Annotated in this window: 18 protein-coding genes and 2 tRNA genes; 14 read left to right on the forward strand and 6 right to left on the reverse strand. The window is 60.3% G+C overall.

Annotation, left to right across the window (positions count from 1 at the left end):
* Nucleotides 1-16 precede the first annotated feature (16 nt).
* Genes VXM67_RS04835 through VXM67_RS04865 form a run of 7 tightly spaced genes read left to right on the forward strand, consistent with a single transcriptional unit; the run spans nucleotide 17 to nucleotide 5,479 of the window.
* Nucleotides 17-613 (forward strand): NAD(P)H-dependent oxidoreductase, encoded by a 597-nt coding sequence (locus VXM67_RS04835; protein WP_023378476.1) that lies wholly within the window; start codon nucleotides 17-19, stop codon nucleotides 611-613.
* A 15-nt stretch (nucleotides 614-628) separates the two neighbouring features.
* Nucleotides 629-1,150 (forward strand): DUF2867 domain-containing protein, encoded by a 522-nt coding sequence (locus VXM67_RS04840; RefSeq protein WP_023378477.1) that lies wholly within the window; start codon nucleotides 629-631, stop codon nucleotides 1,148-1,150.
* Between the two features lie 9 nt (nucleotides 1,151-1,159).
* On the forward strand, nucleotides 1,160-2,371 hold the full coding sequence (locus tag VXM67_RS04845; RefSeq protein WP_049818840.1) for an AfsA-related hotdog domain-containing protein: 1,212 nt from the start codon (nucleotides 1,160-1,162) through the stop codon (nucleotides 2,369-2,371).
* 2 nt (nucleotides 2,372-2,373) lie between these two features.
* On the forward strand, nucleotides 2,374-3,513 hold the full coding sequence (locus VXM67_RS04850) for an NADH:flavin oxidoreductase (protein ID WP_023378479.1): 1,140 nt from the start codon (nucleotides 2,374-2,376) through the stop codon (nucleotides 3,511-3,513).
* 10 nt (nucleotides 3,514-3,523) lie between these two features.
* The gene (locus VXM67_RS04855; protein ID WP_023378480.1) at nucleotides 3,524-4,297 is read left to right on the forward strand and encodes an SDR family NAD(P)-dependent oxidoreductase; all 774 of its coding nucleotides are present in this window, start codon (nucleotides 3,524-3,526) and stop codon (nucleotides 4,295-4,297) included.
* A 7-nt stretch (nucleotides 4,298-4,304) separates the two neighbouring features.
* Entirely contained in the window at nucleotides 4,305-5,042 is a 738-nt protein-coding gene (locus VXM67_RS04860) for an SDR family oxidoreductase (protein ID WP_023378481.1), read from the forward strand.
* Between the two features lie 5 nt (nucleotides 5,043-5,047).
* Entirely contained in the window at nucleotides 5,048-5,479 is a 432-nt protein-coding gene (locus VXM67_RS04865; RefSeq protein ID WP_023378482.1) for a hypothetical protein, read from the forward strand.
* Between the two features lie 49 nt (nucleotides 5,480-5,528).
* On the opposite strand, the gene VXM67_RS04870 is transcribed toward VXM67_RS04865, so the two are convergent.
* From VXM67_RS04870 to VXM67_RS04885, 4 genes are all read right to left on the reverse strand, one after another.
* Nucleotides 5,529-7,094, reverse strand: a complete 1,566-nt coding sequence (locus VXM67_RS04870) for an iron ABC transporter permease (protein ID WP_023378483.1) — start codon at nucleotides 7,092-7,094, stop codon at nucleotides 5,529-5,531.
* The gene (locus VXM67_RS04875) at nucleotides 7,094-8,107 is read right to left on the reverse strand and encodes an extracellular solute-binding protein (RefSeq protein ID WP_023378484.1); all 1,014 of its coding nucleotides are present in this window, start codon (nucleotides 8,105-8,107) and stop codon (nucleotides 7,094-7,096) included. The genes VXM67_RS04870 and VXM67_RS04875 overlap by 1 nt, the downstream gene beginning before the upstream one ends.
* Before the next feature lie 195 nt (nucleotides 8,108-8,302).
* Nucleotides 8,303-8,389 (reverse strand) — tRNA-Leu (locus VXM67_RS04880).
* Between the two features lie 87 nt (nucleotides 8,390-8,476).
* Nucleotides 8,477-8,563 (reverse strand) — tRNA-Leu (locus VXM67_RS04885).
* A gap of 271 nt (nucleotides 8,564-8,834) precedes the next feature.
* Here VXM67_RS04885 and rnr point away from each other — a divergent pair.
* The 7 genes from rnr to dnaB all read left to right on the forward strand — a co-directional run bounded on the left by rnr (nucleotide 8,835) and on the right by dnaB (nucleotide 15,960).
* Entirely contained in the window at nucleotides 8,835-11,411 is a 2,577-nt protein-coding gene (rnr, locus tag VXM67_RS04890; RefSeq protein ID WP_023378485.1) for a ribonuclease R, read from the forward strand.
* A complete protein-coding gene (gene rlmB / locus VXM67_RS04895; RefSeq protein ID WP_023378486.1) occupies nucleotides 11,408-12,154 on the forward strand; it encodes a 23S rRNA (guanosine(2251)-2'-O)-methyltransferase RlmB in 747 nt (248 codons plus the stop codon). Before rnr ends, rlmB begins: the two co-directional genes overlap by 4 nt.
* Nucleotides 12,155-12,400: 246 nt before the next feature.
* Complete coding sequence (rpsF, locus tag VXM67_RS04900; protein WP_023378487.1) at nucleotides 12,401-12,826, forward strand: 30S ribosomal protein S6; 426 nt, start codon at nucleotides 12,401-12,403, stop codon at nucleotides 12,824-12,826.
* Between the two features lie 28 nt (nucleotides 12,827-12,854).
* Nucleotides 12,855-13,085, forward strand: coding sequence for a 30S ribosomal protein S18 (gene rpsR / locus VXM67_RS04905; RefSeq protein WP_003249563.1), 231 nt, complete (start codon nucleotides 12,855-12,857; stop codon nucleotides 13,083-13,085).
* Nucleotides 13,086-13,118: 33 nt separating this feature from the next.
* Nucleotides 13,119-13,982 carry a hypothetical protein gene (locus tag VXM67_RS04910; protein WP_023378488.1) on the forward strand — a complete coding sequence of 288 codons (864 nt, stop codon included), beginning with the start codon at nucleotides 13,119-13,121 and terminating at the stop codon, nucleotides 13,980-13,982.
* 20 nt (nucleotides 13,983-14,002) lie between these two features.
* The gene (gene rplI, locus VXM67_RS04915) at nucleotides 14,003-14,449 is read left to right on the forward strand and encodes a 50S ribosomal protein L9 (protein WP_023378489.1); all 447 of its coding nucleotides are present in this window, start codon (nucleotides 14,003-14,005) and stop codon (nucleotides 14,447-14,449) included.
* 113 nt (nucleotides 14,450-14,562) lie between these two features.
* Complete coding sequence (gene dnaB, locus VXM67_RS04920; RefSeq protein ID WP_104882396.1) at nucleotides 14,563-15,960, forward strand: replicative DNA helicase; 1,398 nt, start codon at nucleotides 14,563-14,565, stop codon at nucleotides 15,958-15,960.
* A gap of 75 nt (nucleotides 15,961-16,035) precedes the next feature.
* Here the strand turns inward: dnaB and VXM67_RS04925 are convergent, their stop codons facing one another.
* Nucleotides 16,036-17,661, reverse strand: coding sequence for an ATP-binding cassette domain-containing protein (locus tag VXM67_RS04925; protein ID WP_027907969.1), 1,626 nt, complete (start codon nucleotides 17,659-17,661; stop codon nucleotides 16,036-16,038).
* A 1-nt stretch (nucleotide 17,662) separates the two neighbouring features.
* The gene (locus VXM67_RS04930) at nucleotides 17,663-18,817 is read right to left on the reverse strand and encodes a YcaO-like family protein (RefSeq protein ID WP_367237528.1); all 1,155 of its coding nucleotides are present in this window, start codon (nucleotides 18,815-18,817) and stop codon (nucleotides 17,663-17,665) included.
* Between the last annotated feature and the right edge of the window lie 441 nt (nucleotides 18,818-19,258).

Genomic DNA, 19,258 nt, shown 5'->3' on the forward strand with positions numbered 1-19,258 from the left:
TAAAAGGATTTCGAACATGGAAAACGTTCTGGTCGTCATCGGTCATCCGGACCTGAGCACCTCGCGCGCCAACGCAGCGATCGTCGAGGCGCTGCGCGACAGCAAGGTCACCCTGCATCCGCTCAGCGCCGCCCTTGGCAGCGATGGCTTCGACATTGCCGCCGAACAGAAGCTGCTGTGCCAGCACCAGCGCATCGTGTTGCTGTTCCCGCTGTACTGGTATTCGTGCCCGGCATTGATGAAGCGCTGGATCGATGACGTCTTCACCCCAGGCTTTGCCTACGCGCGGGGTGGCGACAAGCTGCAGGACAAGGAATTCATGATCGTCACCAGCGTCGGTGCACCGGCTTCCGGCTACCGTGCAGGTGGTTTCAACCGGTTCACCCTGGATGAATTGCTGCGCCCGCTGCAGCAGACGGTCGCGTATGTCAAAGGTCGCTACCTGCCGCCGATTCCGCTGTACGAGTCGGTGTTCATCGCCGACGACGCGCTGGACCAGGCAGCGCGCGAAATAGCCGGCCTGATCACCAGCAACCAGGAGTCGCCTGACGAGGCCTATGAAAAGCTGCTGCTCAAGGCTGAGCTGGCGGCCATCGCCTTGCTCCAGCAATGACACGGAGCCTGTCCCATGTCTCGAACCCTGGCCTTGGCGCCTGAGTGCGTGCAGTTGGTAGCGCCTGTCGAGCGCCTGGACTTTTTGCACTGCGACGCCGCACAGCTCGCCGCGCCGGTCACTGCGCTGGGCGTTTACCACGCGATGACATCGGACATTCCGGCATGGCTGGCCGCGGCGTTTCGCCTTCGCGATTTCATCTCGCGCCGGTTCAATGTCGCCGACATCCGGGGTTTTTCTGCACGCCCCCCGGAACGGGCGCCTGTGGTGGGCGAGCGCTTGGACTTCTTCACGGTGGAGGCGCTGAGCGACAGCCAGTTGGTGCTGACTTCGCGAGATACGCACCTCGCCGTGATGGTGTGCATGGATCTGCAGCACACCAGACCAGGCACGCAGCATCTGAGCGTGACCACGTCGGTGCAGTGCTTCAATGCGTTCGGGCGCCTGTACATGTTGCCGGTGGGCCCCGCCCATGGGCCGATCGTCAGGCGCATGCTGCGCAATGCCGTGGCGGCTTTTCCCGTCCAAACCCGTTAGGTGATCAACATGGATCGTCAATTACCGTTGAGTCCGCAGGTCCTGCACAAGGGCACGGCGGAGGATGTACTGCTTTCAGAATTCCAGGACTTGTTGCCCGCCCGACTCACCTGTCGGGAGGTCGAGCGGTTGCAAGGCGAGCTGGACCCGGCGGGTCTGACAGCCCTGCACCATGCATACCGCGAGGATGCCCGGCAGGGTTGGGTACTCGCCAGCTTGCCTGCCTCGATCAGCGAGACTGACTTTGCCGTGCTCGGCGGTTTCGAGATGAACGTGCAAGGTTTCTACGCGCTGCGCGACGGCGTCTACCATCTCGCTGCACCCTGGTTGCCACGCCAGGTAGAGCTATACCTGCAGCGCCACTTCGGGCTGCCCGCAGTGGACCAGGCGCAGGTGGCCCTGCTGGCGGACAGGCTGCATGTTCTGCCCGGTTGGGAGCGGGCCAACCTGTCGTCCTACACCGTGCTGAATGACACCAACAATTACTTCTTCTACAACAAGCCTCACGAGCATGTGCCTGGGCTGATGCTCATCGAGGTCGCGCGTCAGGCCATGTACCACTACTTCTACAGCCACTCCGGCTACCGTCGTGGCGATGTGTCCATCTCGATCGAGGACCTCGCGGTCTCGTTCAACAATTACACCGAGTCGACCTATGCGGTCGAAGTGGTGGTGCAACACAGTGCTGGTCAGAAACGGCATCAGCCGCGCACGGTGGACAAGACGGCGATGTTCTACCAGAACGGCAGCCTGGTCACGACCCTCCGGCTGCGTGGCAGCGCCATGAAGATGCCGCTGTTCAAGCGCATGCGCACGGTCAACTTCCCTGAGCACCATTGGTTCGCGCCCTCCAACCGGGTGCTACCGCAGGTGTTGCTGGGCATGAGCGATGGCAGCAGCGTGGAAGGCCGACTGGAGCATGTGTCTCTGCGGGGCGTGCGCTTCACGGCGCAACTGCCCCACGCAGCGTCGAGCGTGCGGCAGTTGTCGATCTACGTCAGAGATAGCGGGTTTCTCAGCTTTGCGATCGCCGCGGTTCACCCCTCGCGGCAGGAGGGCGTGCAACTGGCGATGTTCGCCAAGCTCGACCGCGCCACGCTGTCGACCCTCAAGGAGGTCATCAAGTGCCACTGCTTCCATGAGCCTCTGCTGGAGTATGCCGCGGTGGCCGATGCGAGTAACGATCCTTTGGCCAGTCCGTGTGTCCGGCAGAGCGTGTGAGCATGACTTCGGGTTATCCGCTGACACGCCAACCCATCGACCTGGGGCGGCACCTTCAGTTGAAGAACCGGGTGTACTTTGCGCCGATGGGCATCGATCTCGGGCGTGACGGCTGCCTTACCGAGGAGATGTTTGGGTTCTACCGAGGCATCATCGACGGCGGTTGCGCCATGGTCGTGCTGGCCAACTCGGCGGTGGATGCCTCCACGCGCCTGCATTCAGGCGGCCTGTGCCTGTATGACGAGCAGCATGCCGAGTGTCTGGCGCCGTTGATTGATTATGGCCGGCAGCACGCTTGTCCGGTGGTCGTGCAATTGCAGCATTACGGTGCGCAGGGCAATCGAGCCCTTGGCGGTGGGGTGTTGCTGGCGCCCAGCCGGAGCGCGCCCGGCAAGCGCCAGCCTGGTGTCCGGGTGATGACCCACGCCGATATCCGAGCGGTCTGCAGCCAGTTCGCCCATGCCGCTCGGCTGGCTCGGCAGGCGGGCTCGCGTGCGGTCCAGTTGCAGGCGTCCAATGGATATCTGTTGAGCAGTTTTCTCTCACCTCACACCAACCGCCGAACCGACCGTTATGGCGGTTCGCCCCTGCGGCGAGCGCGTCTGCTGTTGGAGGTGATCGAAGCCATTGCCGAGGCGACGCAGGGTGAAGTCGATATCTCCGTCCGCCTTGGCATCGATGATTGTCTTGGTGAGAAAGGCCAGCAGCCCGCGCTGCTCGAGCACGTGGTGCCAGCCTTGCAACAGGCTGGCGTGAGCGCGCTGATGTGTTCGGCAGCCGTTCGTGAAACCTTCCACTACATGTTGCGTGCCGACCCCAGGGTGCATGCCCTGCTCGTGCAGGGTGTGCGGCACATACGCGAGTTGACCTCGCTGCCGGTCGGTTTCGCCGGTTTCACCGGTTCGCTCGCCCAGGCCGAGGCGTTGCTCGATCTGGGCGTAACCGACCTGGTGGGCATGAGCCGGGCGCTGTTTGCCGACAACGACCTGGTCAACAAGTCCCTGGCCGGCAAGCCGGGCAGCGTCAATGCCTGCCGCTTCGACGGCAATTGTTTCCGTGACAAGAGCAACCCGAGGCTGGACCGGGTGTATTGCTGCGTGAACGACAAGTACAAGCGGCCCGATTCGATTCGATATGACTAAGGAGAGTCCAATGCAATTCGAGGAAAAGACCGTTGCTGTCACCGGCGGCACGAATGGGATCGGTCTGGAGGTGGCTCAACGCCTGGTCGCGCAGGGCGCACGGGTGGTGGTGCTGGGCCGCAGCCTGGAAAAGGGGCGTGCGGCCATGGCACTGCTGGGTGAACGGGCATCGTTCATTGCCTGCGATGTGGCCGAGGCGGGCGCCGTGCGAGACGCCTTCTGTGAAATCGAAACGCGCTTCGGTGGCCTTGATCATGCGGTGAACGCGGCGGGGGTGACTGCCCCCTACGCGCCAGTAGCCGACTTGCAGCCGCAGGACTGGGATCGGGTCATGCGTATCAATCTGCATGGTCCGCTTTACTGCCTGCAGCAAGAGCTGCGTCTGATCGGCCAACGGGCAGGTGGTGCGATCGTCAATGTCTCGTCCTGCGCCGGCGTGATGGCCATGCCCAACCAGGCTGCCTACGTTGCCAGCAAGGCCGCACTCAATGCCCTGACCCAGGTGGTGGCGATGGAAAGCGCCACCGATCGCGATGGCCGTCACGCCGTTCGAGTCAATGCCGTCGCGCCAGGCCCGATCCTCGGCGGCATGAATTCGCCGGAGCGACTGGCGGCCAGCCCCGCGAACACGCAGCGCAAGATCAATGCGACGGCCATGAAGCGCTTCGGTGAGGCCGGCGAGGTCGCCGATGCGGTGTTGTTCCTGCTGAGCGCAACCGCCTCCTACATCACCGGTAGCGTATTGAGCGTCGATGGTGGCTATCACATCGGCAAGTTCGAGTGAGGACCTCATGAACCACGTTTTCATCAGTGGCGTCAGTTCGGGCATCGGCCATGCGCTGGCCGCCTTGCACCTGGCGCGGGGCGACGAGGTATGGGGTGTCTCGCGGCGTGCGCCCGAAGATCTGCTGCGTCACGCGGGCTTCCATTTTCGCGGCCTGGACCTGTGCGCGCCTTCGGGCTCGGAGGCTGCGCTCCAGGTGTTTCTCGGCGAGACCTGCTTCGACACCGCCTACCTCAATGCCGGGACTTTCGGTTCTGCCCCGGACCTGGCCTGCAACACCTCGGCCGAGGCCTTTCGCGAGGTCATGGAGCTGAACGTGGTGGCGGTCAAATGGGTGCTCGATCTGCTGCTCAAGCGTGATGCGCTGCCACGTCAGGTCGTGTTCTCGGCTTCCGTCTCGGGCATTCGTCAGCGCGCTGGGATGCTGTCCTACAGCGTGTCCAAGGCGGCGTTGAATGCGCTGGCCAAGGTCTATCACCTGGAGAACCCGGAGGTGTTCTTCGCCGTGCTCGGTCTTTGCAATGTCGACACCACGGTGGCCCATACCATCCTGCAGGCCGATGAACGCTTTCCCGAACTGGTCGCCTTGCGCGAGCGCGCCGCACAGCCTGGCTACGTTGCCAGCCCGCAGGAGCGCGCACGCGATATCGTCACGCTGTTGGCACGGCGACAGGCCATTGCCCTGCAGTCAGGGCAATTCTACGAAGTCAGGCAACTTCTCGAACGTTTGAACATGGAGGTTTGAGCCGCATGAATCAGTCCCGCTACGCCACTATCGTCCGCGTCGGTGCGGTATACGACGTGATCGCCACCCTGCCATTCGCCATTCCATTCGTCGCTGGCTGGGCCTTGCAAGTGTTTGCCGGCCTGGATGCCTGGCTGGGCCTGGGCACGCCATTCGCCAGGCTCGATGCGACGTCGCTGTTCTTCATCAACCTGGGTGCTTTGGCTTACGTGGTCTGGGGCATTGCCCGTTGGCGCCAGCCCACGGTGAGCAACGGTCGGCTGGATGCGGCGCTGCGCCTGGCGGTCATCGGCTTGCAGCTGTATGCCCTGAGCCAGGGAGCCACGCCAATCCTGTGGGGGCTGGCGGCAGTGTTGTTATTGCTGGCGGTGCTGCAGCTGCGCACGCCTGCGTCAGTCGGGCAGGTAGATGAGGGGCGTGCGCTGTTCACGCGTTGAGTCGGTGGCCGTGAAGCCCCCTGCTCCAGTTGGAGCAGGAGGTGCAGGTTCATGCCTTGTTCAGGTACATCCGCGTGGTCAGCAGGTACACCGGCAACCCCGACACCACGATCAGCAACGCCGCATAAGGCGCCGCCGCCGCGAACTCGACGTTGGCGGTATGAGCCCACACCTCGGTGGCCAGGGTTGTCATCCCGGTCGGGCTGAGCAGCAGGGTGGCGGTCAGCTCCTTCATCGCATCCAGGAACACCAGGGCAAAGGCCGCTGCCATCGCCGGGAAGATGATCGGCAAGGTCACCCGGCAGAACGCCGCGAAGCTGCTGGCGCCCAAGGTCCGTGCCGCTTCTTCCAGCGTTGGCGAGGCTTTGTTCAATGCGGTGCGTACCGGTGATTGGGCCAGCGGCAGGAACAATAGTGCATACGCCAGTAGCAACAGCGCTGTGGTCTGGTATAGCGCCGGCACATAGTGCAGGGCGAAGAACACCAGCGTCAGTGCGATGACCAGCCCGGGCAGGGCATGCAGCAAGTAAGGCAGACGCTCGGCCCAGATCGCCAGGCGGCCTTTGAAGCGCACCACCAGGAAGCTGATCGGCAGGGCCAGCAACACGCAGAAGCCGGCGCCACCCAGCGACACCGACAGCGAAGTCAGCAACGCCTTGCTGATCGCCGCTACAGGGAAGGCCGCCGATGAACCCACGCTCAACCAATAGCCAAGCATGGCCAAGGGTATGCCGCTGCCCAGGATCGCCAGGCCCAGGCAGAACAGCTGCGCCACGGGCATCCAGGCACGTAGGCGAACCGGCTGCGCCCGACGGGCAACGCCCTGGCCAATCCTTACATGGCGTGCCTTGCCGCGTACCCGCAGCTCCAACCAGAGCATGATCAGGCACAGCACCAGCAGCACGGCCGATAGCATGGCCGCGTTGGCATTGCTGAATTCGAGCTCGAACTGTTGGTAGATCGCGGTGGTGAAGGTCTGCAGCCCAAGGATCGACAACGCGCCGAATTCCACCAGCATGTGCAGCGCAATCAGCAGCGCGCCGCCCAGCATCGAGGGCCAAAGCAGCGGCAAGGTGACTTTGATGAACACGCCCCAACGGCTGCAGCCCAAGGTGCGCGCAGACTCTTCCAGCGAGGTGTCGAGGTTGCGCAGGGTTGCTGCCACCGGCAGGAATACCAGCGGATACTTGGACAAGGCCATGACCATGATCGCCCCGCCCAGGCCCTCAAAGTCCGAACTCAGCGACACCCAGGTGAAGCTGCTGACGAACGAAGGCACAGCGAAGGGCAGGCACAACACCACGCCCCACAGGCGCCGACCAGGCAAGTTGCTGCGTTCGAGCAGCCAGGCCAGGGCCAGACCGACGATCATGCACGTCAGGGTCACGCCCACCATGAGCATCATGGTGTTGCGCATCAGCCCCCAGACGAAGGGACGCCACAACAGGTGCAGCGCCTCGCGCCAGCCGGCGTCCCAGGTCTTGATGGCGACGTACAGCAACGGCAACACGCTCATTGCCACCAGGAACAGGACAGGCAGCACCACCCAGATCGACGGGCGTTTGCGGCGCGGCACGAAACGTACCGGCACAGGTTCGGACAGGGCGGCGGTCATCAGAGCAAGCCGACCTCGCGCTCGAGCTCGATGGCTTCCTCGGCATTGCCCAGGTCAGCTGGCGAGATCTTCGGCGGACGCAGGTCTTCGAACGGCTTCAGGCCGCGATCGGAGACCATGCCTTTATGCAGTGGGTACTCAGCGGTGGTCTGGGTGATCACGCGCTGGCCTTCTTCACTGGCCATCCAGTTGAGCAGGGCCTGGGCTTCTTTAGGGTGTTTGCTGGCTTTGACCACGGCGGCGCCAGAGATGGTCACCAGGTTGCCGGCATCGCCATCGGCCAGGTAGTACAGCTTCGACTCCAGTTTGCCGCGTTCGCGCTCGAGTGCGTACCAGTAGTAGTTGTTCACCAGCACGGCGGCGACTTCACCTTTTTCCACCGCCTTCAGGGCGACCATGTTGTTGGTGTAGGTCTTGCCGAAGGCCTTCAGGCCGGTCAGCCACTCTTCGGTGGCGTCGCGACCATGCATCTTGAGGATGGCCACGGCTTGTTCCTGGAAGGCGCCGCTGGTGGGTACGTAACCGACCCGACCTTCCCACTCAGGGTTGGCGAAGTCCATGACCGTGGTCGGCAGGTCTTTCTCGTCGACCTTCTTGGGGTTGTACACCACGATCCGCGTGCGGGCAGTGATACCCATCCAGGTGCCGTTGGCGCCCACGTATTCCTTGGGCATCATGCTCTGCGTGGCATCGTCGATCTTCGCCAGCAGGCCCAATTCACCCAGGTTGTTCAGGGGAGGAGACTCTTCGGTGTAGATGATGTCGGCTGGCGAACGGTCGCCTTCTTCGATGATCTGGCTGGCCAGCTGATTGCTGCTGCCCTTGCGGATGTTGATATGGATACCGGTCTTGGCCTCGTAGGCCTTGGCGATGGCCTCGCCGATTTCCTTGTGTTGACCGTTGTACAGGGTCAGTGTCACCGGGTCGTCTGCCATGGCGGCCGGAGCGCCAATCACCAGGCTCAGGACTGCGGCGGCCAGGGTGCGCATCAGCGGTTGCGGACGGATCGTCATGCGGGTACTTCCTCGCTTGCGGCTACATATTTGGAAACAATGGTAAACGAAATCGTTTCTCAAGTGGCCGTGTGACGAGAAATTCATGGGCAGACCATGGTTCAACGTCTGGGGTGCGCGGGACAGCTTGCGGGGGAGGGGGATAAAAATCGCAGGCAAGAAAAAAACCCACTAGCAAGCTAGTGGGTTTTTGTATGGTGCCCAGGAGAAGACTCGAACTTCCACGACCGTTAAGTCACTGATACCTGAAACCAGCGCGTCTACCAATTCCGCCACCTGGGCAAAGCTTTGCATCATCTGTAGAAGGCGACTATCGTTCGCTTTCACACAGTAGTAACAGATCCTTGGTCATCTATTACTTGAAATTTTTGGTGCCCAGGAGAAGACTCGAACTTCCACGGCCGTTAAGCCACTGATACCTGAAACCAGCGCGTCTACCAATTCCGCCACCTGGGCACACATTCGAGATTACATGATGCTTTACAGCGCCGTTCATCTCTACTACAACTTCGGGGTTGTCCGTCGTTGTGGTGCGCACTATACGGACGCTCCGGAGGGCTGTAAAGCCCCTGATCGAAAAAAAATTCAAAAAATTCAACTTGTTGATTCCGCAGGCCTATTGCTTCGCTCCGGACATGCCGCTGGGGCTGTCCAAGGCTGACATTTCCGGTTTCAATACGCCTATGCCAGAATTCCTATCTATATACCCCAAGGTGAACCCCTTCTGATGGCCGATTGGCAATCCCTCGATCCCGAGGCCGCTCGCGAAGCGGAAAAATACGAAAACCCTATTCCCAGCCGTGAGCTGATCCTGCAGCGTCTTGCCGACCGTGGTGAACCGGCGGCACGCGAAGAACTGGCGGCCGAGTTCGGCCTCTACGATGAAGACCAGATCGAAGCCCTGCGCCGCCGCTTGCGTGCCATGGAGCGTGACGGTCAGCTTATCTATACCCGGCGCGGCACCTATGCCCCGGTGGATAAGCTGGACCTGATCTGCGGCCGTGTCTCTGGCCACCGCGACGGTTTCGGTTTCCTTATTCCCGACGATGGCAGCGACGACCTGTTCCTCAGCCCATCGCAGATGCGCCTGGTGTTCGATGGCGACCGTGGCCTGGCCCGGGTTTCCGGTGTCGACCGCCGTGGCCGCCGCGAAGGCGTGCTGGTGGAAGTCATTTCCCGCGCCCATGAAACCGTGGTCGGTCGCTACTTCGAAGAAGGCGGCATCGGTTACGTGACGCCCGACAACCCGAAGATCCAACAGGAAGTGCTGGTTACCGCCGGTCGCAACGGCGGTGCCAAGATCGGCCAGTTCGTCGAGATCAAGATCACCCACTGGCCGACCCCGCGCTTCCAGCCGCAGGGCGATGTGATCGAAGTGATCGGCAACTATATGGCGCCGGGCATGGAAATCGATGTCGCCCTGCGCAGCTATGACATTCCGCATGTCTGGCCCCAGGAAGTGATCAAGGAAGCGCGCAAGTTCCGCTCCGAAGTCGAAGAAAAGGACAAGGAAAAACGCGTCGACCTGCGCCACTTGCCGTTCGTCACCATCGACGGCGAAGACGCTCGCGACTTCGACGACGCCGTCTACTGCGAACCGCTGGGCAAGCTGCGCCTGTTCTCCGGTGGCTGGCGCTTGTACGTCGCGATCGCCGACGTCTCCAGCTATGTTCGCCTGGGCTCGGCCCTGGACGTCGAGGCCCAGCAGCGCGGCAACTCGGTGTACTTCCCCGAGCGTGTGGTGCCGATGCTCCCCGAGGAGCTGTCCAACGGCCTGTGCTCGCTGAACCCGCACGTCGATCGCCTGGCCATGGTCTGCGAAATGACCATCAACAAGACCGGTCAGATGGTCGATTACCAGTTCTACGAAGGCGTGATCCACTCCCATGCGCGTCTGACCTACAACAAGGTCAGCAGCATGCTCGAGCATGCCCGCACCCGCGAAGGCAAGGCGCTTCGCGAGGAGTACAAGGAGGTCCTGCCGGATCTGAAGAACCTGTACAACCTCTACAAAGTGCTGGTGGCGGCCCGTCACACTCGTGGGGCCATCGACTTCGAGACCCAGGAAACCCGCATCATCTTCGGCGACCAGCGCAAGATCGCGGAAATCCGCCCCACCGTGCGCAACGACGCGCACAAGCTGATCGAAGAGTGCATGCTGGCGGCCAACGTGGCCACCGCCGAGTTCCTGCAGAAGCACGGGGTTCCGGCCCTGTACCGCGTGCACGACGGTCCGCCGCCGGAGCGTCTGGAAAAACTGCGAGCCTTCCTGGGTGAGCTGGGGCTGACCCTGCACAAGGGCAAGGACCCGTCGCCCAAGGACTACCAGGCCTTGCTGGCCAGCATCGCCGATCGTCCGGATTTCCACCTGATCCAGACCGTGATGCTGCGCTCGTTGAGCCAGGCGGTGTACAGCACCGACAACAACGGCCACTTCGGTTTGAACTACGAGGCGTATACCCACTTCACCTCGCCGATCCGTCGCTACCCGGACCTGCTGGTGCACCGCGCCATCCGCAGCATCATCCGCTCCAAGGTCGAGACCCCGCACGTCAAGCGGGCTGGCGCGATGAGTATTCCGAAGGCGCGTATCTACCCGTACGACGAGAACACCCTCGAGCAATTGGGCGAACAGTGTTCGATGACCGAGCGCCGTGCCGACGAGGCCACCCGCGACGTGGTCAACTGGCTCAAGTGTGAGTACATGAAGGATCGCGTGGGTGAAACCTTCCCCGGCGTGATCACTGCCGTGACCGGTTTCGGCCTGTTCGTCGAACTGACCGATATCTACGTGGAAGGCCTGGTGCATGTCAGTGCGCTGCCGGGCGACTACTACCACTTCGACCCCGTGCACCATCGTCTGTCGGGCGAGCGCAGTGGGCGCACCTTCCGCCTGGGCGACACCATCGAGGTCAAGGTCATGCGCGTCGACCTGGACGAGCGCAAGATCGACTTCGAGGTGTCCGAGCAGCAGCTCAGCGCACCAGTGGGCCGTAAAGGTCGTAACGCCGCTCCAGTCGCCGACAAGTCCGAGGCCCCGAAGGTCGAAGCCAAGGCGACGCCCAAGCCGCGCAGCCGCAAGAGCGAGGCCGCCGAGGCGTACTTCCCGAAAGACGCGGTCCAGCGTAACGCCGAAGTGCGCAAGAGCCGTGAAATGAAAAAGGCGCTGATGAGCGAAGCCCGCAGCAGCGGCCATGCCAGCAGCAAGTCGGACAAAGGCGGCAAGTCGTCCGGCAAGCCGACCAAGCACCGTAAAGGTCCGTCCAAATCTGGCGGGCCACGCAAAGGCAAGAGCAAGCCATGAGTCAGCTGGAAAAAATCTACGGCGTGCACGCCGTGCAGGCGCTGCTGCAGCACCATCCGAAGCGGGTCAAGCAGATCTGGCTGTCTGAGGGGCGCAGCGAGCCACGTGTCCAGGGCTTGCTGGCGCTGGCCGCCGAGAACCGCGTACCGGTCGGCCAGGCCGAGCGCCGTGAGCTGGACGCCTGGGTCGAAGGTGTTCACCAGGGAGTGGTTGCCGAGGTCAGCCCGAGCCAGGTCTGGGGTGAGGCGATGCTCGACGAGTTGCTCGAGCGCACCGAAACCCCACCGCTGATCCTGGTGCTCGACGGCGTCACCGACCCGCATAATCTCGGTGCCTGCCTGCGCACCGCGGATGCCGCCGGTGCCACAGCCGTGGTCATTCCCAAGGACAAGTCGGCCACGTTGACCGGCGTGGTGCGCAAGGTGGCGTGTGGTGCGGCAGAGGTGATTCCGCTGGTGGCTGTGACCAACCTGGCGCGTACGCTGGAGAAGTTGCAGCAGCGCGGGCTGTGGGTGGTCGGTACCGCTGGCGAAGCCGAGCAGGAGATCTACCAGCAAGACCTGACCGGGCCGCTGGTGATGATCATGGGCGCGGAAGGCAAGGGCATGCGCCGCCTGACCCGCGAGCACTGCGATTTCCTGGTGAAGTTGCCGATGGCCGGCAGTGTCAGCAGCCTGAACGTGTCGGTAGCGACCGGCGTCTGCCTGTTCGAAGCCGTTCGTCAGCGCCAGGCCAAGCGCTGACCCTCAGCCTGTACCGCCCTTTTCGCGGTTTTACCCGCGAAAAGGGCGGTAGCTCGTGAATATGTTTCTGGCTGTTCAAATATTCACCAATCACCTTGCTTGTGCGTCCAGCCTTCTCTACAATTGCGCCCCTTGCCGAGCTGGCAGGTGCGCATGTGCCTCTACTCCCTGGCAAGACACACCAGTGTCATTCACTCCTTGTCTGACCAGATTCGCTGGCAGACTACTAACCCGTAAGGAGCATTCATGCGTCATTACGAAATCATCTTCCTGGTTCACCCGGACCAGAGCGAGCAAGTCGGCGGCATGGTTGAGCGTTACACCAAGCTGATCGAAGAAGATGGTGGCAAGATCCACCGCCTGGAAGACTGGGGCCGTCGTCAACTGGCCTACGCAATCAACAATGTTCACAAGGCTCACTACGTGATGCTGAACGTTGAGTGCACCGGCAAGGCCCTGGCCGAGCTGGAAGACAACTTCCGCTACAACGATGCCGTTATCCGTAACCTGGTCATCCGTCGCGACGAAGCCGTTACCGGTCAGTCCGAGATGCTGAAGGCAGAAGAGAACCGCAGCGAGCGCCGTGAGCGTCGTGAACGTCCTGAGCATGCTGACTCCGCCGAAGGCGATGACAGCAATGACAGCGACAACAGCGATAACGCTGACGAGTAATCCACGGACCTTTTGAGGAGCCTATTACATGGCACGTTTCTTCCGTCGTCGTAAATTCTGCCGCTTCACTGCTGAAGACGTGAAAGAGATCGACTTCAAAGATCTCAACACCCTGAAAGCTTACGTATCCGAAACCGGCAAGATCGTTCCGAGCCGTATCACTGGTACCAAAGCTCGTTATCAGCGTCAGCTGGCTACCGCTATCAAGCGCGCCCGCTTCCTGGCCCTGCTGCCCTACACCGACAGCCACGGCCGCTGAGACCGGGTCGTCGACAAGAAGTAAGGGATAAGCATGCGAGCGTTAGCTGATTTCATCATGCGCGGTCGTGTGCAGGCCACCCTGGTGGTGGTCGCAAGTGCGGTATTACCGCTGCTGTTCTGGTTGAGTGCCGCTGCCGGAAGCCTGGTGCTTCTGCGGCGCGGATTCAAGGACGCTTCAACGGTCATCGCCTGGGGCCTTTTGCCTGCGGTGGCCATTTGGGTCTTCGGCGATCCAAGCACCTTGCTGGTGCTGTTGGGAACGCTGGGGCTGGCCGCCTTGTTGCGTGCCGGGCATTCCTGGAGTCGGGTGTTGATGTCCAGTGTTGTGTTGGGGTTGGTCTACAGCCTCATCCTGGACACGGTACTGCGCGAAACCTTCGAGGTGTTGGCCAAGGCGCTTGTGAAAGCCCTGCCGCAAATCGAAGGCAAGCCGGTTATTCCCGGTGAGCTGATCGGCCCCGTGCTGGTCGCTTCCACAGCGGTGATGTTGCAATTGTTCAGCGTGCTGGCGTTGATGCTGGCGCGTTATTGGCAAGCGGTGTTGTACAACCCTGGAGGCTTCGGTCGCGAGTTTCGCGCCCTGAGGCTGCCACGGGGTGCCATGTTGGCGTTGGTTGCAGTGATGGTGTTGGGCCCGTTCATCGGCCCGCAGTTCATCGTCCTGGCATCCGCGTCCAGCCTGGTGCTCGTTCTGGCCGGCATCGCCTTGATGCATGGACTGGTGGCGCAGGGGCGACTGGCTGGTTTCTGGCTGGTTGGCATGTACGTGACACTGCCGCTGATCATGCAGCTGATTTATCCGTTGCTCGTGGTTTTGGCCATTGTCGACAGCCTGATTGATTTTCGCGGTCGCAAGTCCCCTCAGGGGAATGACTCCGCGAACGGTGAAGGTTAAAAGTTAAGAGGTTTTACCAAATGGAACTGATCCTGCTGGAAAAAGTCGCCAACCTGGGCAACCTGGGCGACAAAGTAAAGGTTAAGGCTGGTTACGGCCGTAACTTCCTGCTGCCATTCGGCAAGGCCACCGTTGCCAACGCCGCCAACCTGGCTGCGTTCGAAGAGCGCCGCGCCGAGCTGGAAAAAGCAGCTGCCGAGAAGAAATCGTCGGCTGAAACCCGCGCAGCCCAACTGGCTGAGCTGGAAGTCACCATCACCGCCACCGCTGGCGATGAAGGCAAGCTGTTCGGTTCGATCGGCACCCACGACATCGCTGACGCCCTGACCGCCTCCGGCGTTGAAGTGGCCAAGGCTGAAGTTCGTCTGCCGAACGGCACCATCCGTCAGGTTGGCGAATACGACGTAGCCGTGCACCTGCACAGCGACGTTGAAGCCACCGTACGCGTGGTCGTCGTAGCTGCCTAAGCTGCGCTGATCGGCTGGCCCCTCGCGGTTCAGCCGGTTAACATCGGGCACGGTCCTGTCTTTCACAGGCCGTGCCCTTTGTCTTTTTCATCCTCCAGAATTCTTTCGTGGCCATGAACGAGATCACCAATCCCGAACAGCTAGACTTGCAGACCGCAGCCCTGAAGGTGCCCCCGCATTCCATCGAGGCCGAACAGGCCGTGCTCGGTGGCTTGATGCTGGACAACAACGCTTGGGAGCGGGTGCTGGATCAGGTCTCGGACGGTGACTTCTACCGGCATGACCACCGCCTGATCTTCCGCGCCGTGCACAAGTTGGCGGACGCCAACCAGCCGTTCGACGTGGTGACCCTGCACGAGCAGTTGGACAAGGAAGGCTTGTCGAGCCAGGTGGGCGGGCTTGCCTATCTGGCGGAGTTGGCCAAGAACACCCCGTCGGTGGCCAACATCAAGGCCTACGCGGCGATCATTCGTGAACGTGCCACGCTTCGGCAACTGATCAGCATCAGTACGGACATCGCCGACAACGCCTTCAACCCCCAAGGCCGCAATGCCGAGGAAATCCTCGACGATGCCGAGCGGCAGATCTTCCAGATCGCCGAGGCGCGCCCCAAGACTGGCGGCCCGGTGGGGGTCAACGAGCTGTTGACCATGGCCATCGACCGGATCGACACGTTGTTCAACTCCGACAGCGACATCACCGGCGTATCCACGGGCTTCACCGACCTGGACGAGAAGACCAGCGGCCTGCAGCCCGCCGACCTGATCATCGTCGCCGGTCGTCCGTCGATGGGTAAGACCACGTTTGCCATGAACCTGGTCGAGAACGCCGTACTGCGCACCGACAAGGCGGTACTGGTGTTCTCCCTCGAGATGCCAGGCGAATCGCTGGTCATGCGTATGCTTTCGTCCCTGGGCCGTATCGACCAGACCAAGGTGCGTTCCGGCCAGCTGGACGACGACGATTGGCCGCGGCTGACCTCGGCGGTCAACCTGCTCAACGACCGCAAGCTGTTCATCGACGATACCGCCGGTATCAGCCCATCGGAAATGCGTGCACGAACCCGACGCCTGGCCCGTGAGCACGGCGACATCGCGCTGATCATGGTCGACTACCTGCAGCTGATGCAGATTCCGGGCTCGGCCGGTGATAACCGGACCAACGAAATCTCCGAGATCTCCCGCTCGCTCAAGGCCCTGGCCAAGGAATTCAACTGCCCGGTCATTGCCTTGTCGCAGCTCAACCGCTCCCTGGAGCAACGCCCGAACAAACGCCCGGTGAACTCCGACTTGCGTGAATCCGGTGCGATCGAGCAGGACGCCGACGTGATCATGTTCGTGTACCGCGACGAGGTGTACCACCCCGAGACCGAGCACAAGGGCGTGGCCGAAATCATCATCGGTAAGCAGCGTAACGGCCCCATCGGCTTCGTGCGCCTGGCGTTCATCGGCAAGTACACCCGCTTCGAGAACCTCGCGCCGGGCATGTACAACTTCGATGATGACGAATAATGGCTGTACTCACTGGGCTGCGGATAATTCATTGATTCAGTAGGGCACTGTGGGATCGCCTGCGAGCTCAGGTTTTCAAGCTGCGGAGCATCCCACTTGTGCTTGGCTGACGATCCGACCTTCGCTCATGGTGATCACCCGGTCAAATCTTGGCAGGGCGTTCTGATCATGCGTTACGCAGATCAGCCCTTTCCCTTGGAATGTTTCGAATAGCAGATCCCAGGTACGCTCCGCCGACCCGGCATCAAGGCCACTTGTGGGTTCGTCGAAGAAATTGAACTCGCCAGGCTGATTAAGTAGGCGTAGCAGTGTCAGCCTGCGAGCTTCGCCGCCAGAAATGGAGTCTGCGCGTGCATCCAGCTCGCGTTCGTACCAGTCTTTGTTCAGGCCTAGCCGTTCAAGCCACAGTTCGATTTGAGCTCGATCATGAGTGTGCTCGAACAGAACTGCTCGGGGCAGCGCTCCTGGAATGAAATGGGGGGCTTGAGGGCAAAGGCGTAAACGGCTGAACTGCTCGCTTGCGTCGAACTGTGCCAGACATCTGCCCTGGAGATAGACATGTTCACGCAACTGGAACACCGTTCCCGCCATGGCGTGCAGTAGCGTCGACTTGCCACATCCGCTGGGCCCAATCAGCGCGACCCGTTCACCATTGCGCAGCGCCAACGGCTCATCCAGTTGCAATTGCAATGTGTTGCGAGTGCTGAGTTGACAGGGGGCGATGCGCAGCCCTGCGCCTTCGTCGTTGGATTGAATGTCTGTCGTGGATGATGGACCGAACAGCGGGAGTTGAAGCCAGTGTTCAAGTTTGCGTTTGTCGAGCCGAAACTGATCGAGCATTCGCCAGGCATCGGCCATTTGCGCGACCCCCGACAGCAGTCCACTCACCAAGGTAAATAGAGCAACCAGTTCACCCAGGCTCAATTGCGGTGATGTCAGGGATTGATCATTTATACCCCACATCAGCAAGCCGCCACTGCCCAGACCGATGAACAGAATACGCAGGGCCTGAAGCCAGCCGCCGCTGTAGGCTACCCGAACGGCTGAATCGGCGTAGTCAGATAGTGTCTGGTTGACCGGAATCATTGCTGCAGCCTCGGCTTTTTCCAGCTTGACCGTAGACGCACTGGCAAAGGTATCCACCCACTGTTCGGCCAGTTCGTCCTCTCGCGAGTTCACCGCCTCGATATGCGGTCGGCGCCAACGCACCAAGCGATCATTGGCCCATAAGTACACCAAGCTCAAAGGAATGAGACCAATCAGGACCGAGCTAGCCCCCAGATAGGCGAACAGTGTGGCCAGCAGCATCGCCTCCGCCAACACTGGCCATGCTGATCCGATCAGAAAGCCGAGCCATCGCTCTTGGGCCGTTATTCCCCTATCCAGTACTTTTACCAAGGTTCCGCCATGGAGTTGTCCATAGGCTTCGAAGCGTTTGTCCAGCAATCCTCGGCACCAACGGATGGAGAGTTGCTTCACACGGTCTTGGCAGAGGCGTGCCAGGCTCCAGGCTTGTATAGGGGTCAATGAGGCTTGCAATGCGATAAGGCATATGAAGGCTCCGAGCAAAAACTGGGAAGACGAGACGGAGATCGACAGGTTATCGATAACGTTGGCCAAAATCAGGGCTGGTACGACGGTCGCGACTTTCAATATCAATGTCGTGCTCAAGGCAGCGACAACGCCTCGATAAATATGCATGTCAGTCCCTTGTGTCTTTGAATACGGATTGCGGGGCGACTGGAATGCCGGACCTGATCAAATGGAATCGCTCCAGTCCAGGTATGAAAACCTGCACGACTGTGGCGAAATTCGGGTGCGCATAAAGGGTGCGGTAAAATATGGCTCTATTGTGCTTGCCCAGATTTATCAATGTGCGCTTTATCTGCCTGCGTATGCTGAGTTCGGGGCTCTGGGGGTGCCAGGTAGGTACGGTATGAGTGGGGCAGGGGTTCAGAAGGGCGGCAAGTCGCTCGGATTGTAGCAGCATCGTTGCTGTAGAAAGGTCTTCTTGTTTTTCCACATGACCATGAAGTTGTTCGCATTGAATATTTTCAGTCACGGCGCGATACATTGCGATGGATGGGCTTATGGAGCAGCCGGAGCCGACATGGCAGAGTGTGCCGATTCTTTTTTCGGGTGAAATGGCAATGCAAAATGGCACGTCATAAAAGTCATGGGACAGGAAAATATTCAAATTCTTGGCGTGGCGAAAAAGCGCATTGTCATGAGTGAAAACTTCTTCCAGGAAAGTGTCCGAGGGGCGGTAAAGTTCTGGTGGAGAAGACAATCCACAGAGCGATAGATAATACAGGGAGAGCGCATGGCGCTCGATGGCCTCATTGATGGCATGCAACAGTGCTTCATTCTCTGTGCAACCCAGCGCCATGCCAGCGTTCGTTGCATATTTGGCAAGGAAGCCAGCGGCAGTCCTTTCGATTTCGTCTACATTTTTGGGTGAGGGAGCCATCATTGTCGCCGGTACGTTAATTTCGGCGTGGCTGTCCAGGGCTTCGAGCTTGAAATAAGGTATTTGGCAGTTGGAAGGTATAGACTTTAGCAGCCAATCGTCGAACGGCTCCATGGACTTTAAGATATGGTCGCTGCTGATCAGGGTGGGAGCGATGGCATCCATAAAGTAGTGTTCAAGGCTCTCGGCAAGTGCGCCTAGCTCACAGTATTCTCCCTTGCCGGCACCACTGGAAACCTCTTTAAAGGATCTGTCGTATAAATGGCAGGTGGCGACCAGTCCCTTTTTTTTCGAGTGATGTATCCTCGCATGCAAGCCTAGCTGACGATGCAACCCTGTCAGGCGGTTGTAGGCTTCCTCAATATTCAGTTCTCGCTCGGTTATCATTTCTGGCTCCTAGGCGTGACCTCGGACTCAGTGAACGTATAGTTCATTGCGCGAGAGATCTGCAGGGTGTGAATTTCAGAACGACGACGTCCCATGGTATGTGCTCCTTTTAGTTGTTTGAGTTGCGCGTGTCAGCGCATGGGTGTTGTAACACTTGCTTTTTTGTTTGTTCAATATTGGTTTTGGCATTGCAAGGGAAAGTTTGCGTAGGTTTTTTTACTTGAGTGTGAAGTCTTGCTCCTACAGCTCTCGGTGGAGTTGGTAAATATTTGTTGATAATTAGTGGGTTGATGTTTTTTTAGGGGGGAAGGGGGGAATCATTTTGTAAAAGATTGAATGGATTGCTAACGGTTGGCTGGGAAAACAGGGAAGGGGACGGAGGTCTGATGGTCGGGATTTCCATTGGCAACCTGTCCAGGCGTCGGGCAGGTCATCAATTCC

The organism is Pseudomonas sp. Rh2 (genome assembly GCF_040762985.1).
GTDB lineage: Bacteria > Pseudomonadota > Gammaproteobacteria > Pseudomonadales > Pseudomonadaceae > Aquipseudomonas > Aquipseudomonas taiwanensis.

What these genes read in the sequence shown, in the direction of transcription:
- VXM67_RS04870 (WP_023378483.1), bottom strand. Translation starts at nt 7,094, where the DNA reads ATGACCGCCGCCCTGTCCGAACCTGTGCCGGTACGTTTCGTGCCGCGC.
- rlmB (WP_023378486.1), top strand. Translation starts at nt 11,408, where the DNA reads ATGAGTCAGCTGGAAAAAATCTACGGCGTGCACGCCGTGCAGGCGCTG.
- rpsR (WP_003249563.1), top strand. Translation starts at nt 12,855, where the DNA reads ATGGCACGTTTCTTCCGTCGTCGTAAATTCTGCCGCTTCACTGCTGAA.
- VXM67_RS04860 (WP_023378481.1), top strand. Translation starts at nt 4,305, where the DNA reads ATGAACCACGTTTTCATCAGTGGCGTCAGTTCGGGCATCGGCCATGCG.
- VXM67_RS04850 (WP_023378479.1), top strand. Translation starts at nt 2,374, where the DNA reads ATGACTTCGGGTTATCCGCTGACACGCCAACCCATCGACCTGGGGCGG.
- VXM67_RS04855 (WP_023378480.1), top strand. Translation starts at nt 3,524, where the DNA reads ATGCAATTCGAGGAAAAGACCGTTGCTGTCACCGGCGGCACGAATGGG.
- VXM67_RS04875 (WP_023378484.1), bottom strand. Translation starts at nt 8,107, where the DNA reads ATGACGATCCGTCCGCAACCGCTGATGCGCACCCTGGCCGCCGCAGTC.
- VXM67_RS04925 (WP_027907969.1), bottom strand. Translation starts at nt 17,661, where the DNA reads ATGCATATTTATCGAGGCGTTGTCGCTGCCTTGAGCACGACATTGATA.
- VXM67_RS04930 (WP_367237528.1), bottom strand. Translation starts at nt 18,817, where the DNA reads ATGATAACCGAGCGAGAACTGAATATTGAGGAAGCCTACAACCGCCTG.
- VXM67_RS04845 (WP_049818840.1), top strand. Translation starts at nt 1,160, where the DNA reads ATGGATCGTCAATTACCGTTGAGTCCGCAGGTCCTGCACAAGGGCACG.
- VXM67_RS04835 (WP_023378476.1), top strand. Translation starts at nt 17, where the DNA reads ATGGAAAACGTTCTGGTCGTCATCGGTCATCCGGACCTGAGCACCTCG.
- VXM67_RS04840 (WP_023378477.1), top strand. Translation starts at nt 629, where the DNA reads ATGTCTCGAACCCTGGCCTTGGCGCCTGAGTGCGTGCAGTTGGTAGCG.
- rpsF (WP_023378487.1), top strand. Translation starts at nt 12,401, where the DNA reads ATGCGTCATTACGAAATCATCTTCCTGGTTCACCCGGACCAGAGCGAG.
- rnr (WP_023378485.1), top strand. Translation starts at nt 8,835, where the DNA reads ATGGCCGATTGGCAATCCCTCGATCCCGAGGCCGCTCGCGAAGCGGAA.
- VXM67_RS04910 (WP_023378488.1), top strand. Translation starts at nt 13,119, where the DNA reads ATGCGAGCGTTAGCTGATTTCATCATGCGCGGTCGTGTGCAGGCCACC.
- rplI (WP_023378489.1), top strand. Translation starts at nt 14,003, where the DNA reads ATGGAACTGATCCTGCTGGAAAAAGTCGCCAACCTGGGCAACCTGGGC.
- VXM67_RS04865 (WP_023378482.1), top strand. Translation starts at nt 5,048, where the DNA reads ATGAATCAGTCCCGCTACGCCACTATCGTCCGCGTCGGTGCGGTATAC.
- dnaB (WP_104882396.1), top strand. Translation starts at nt 14,563, where the DNA reads ATGAACGAGATCACCAATCCCGAACAGCTAGACTTGCAGACCGCAGCC.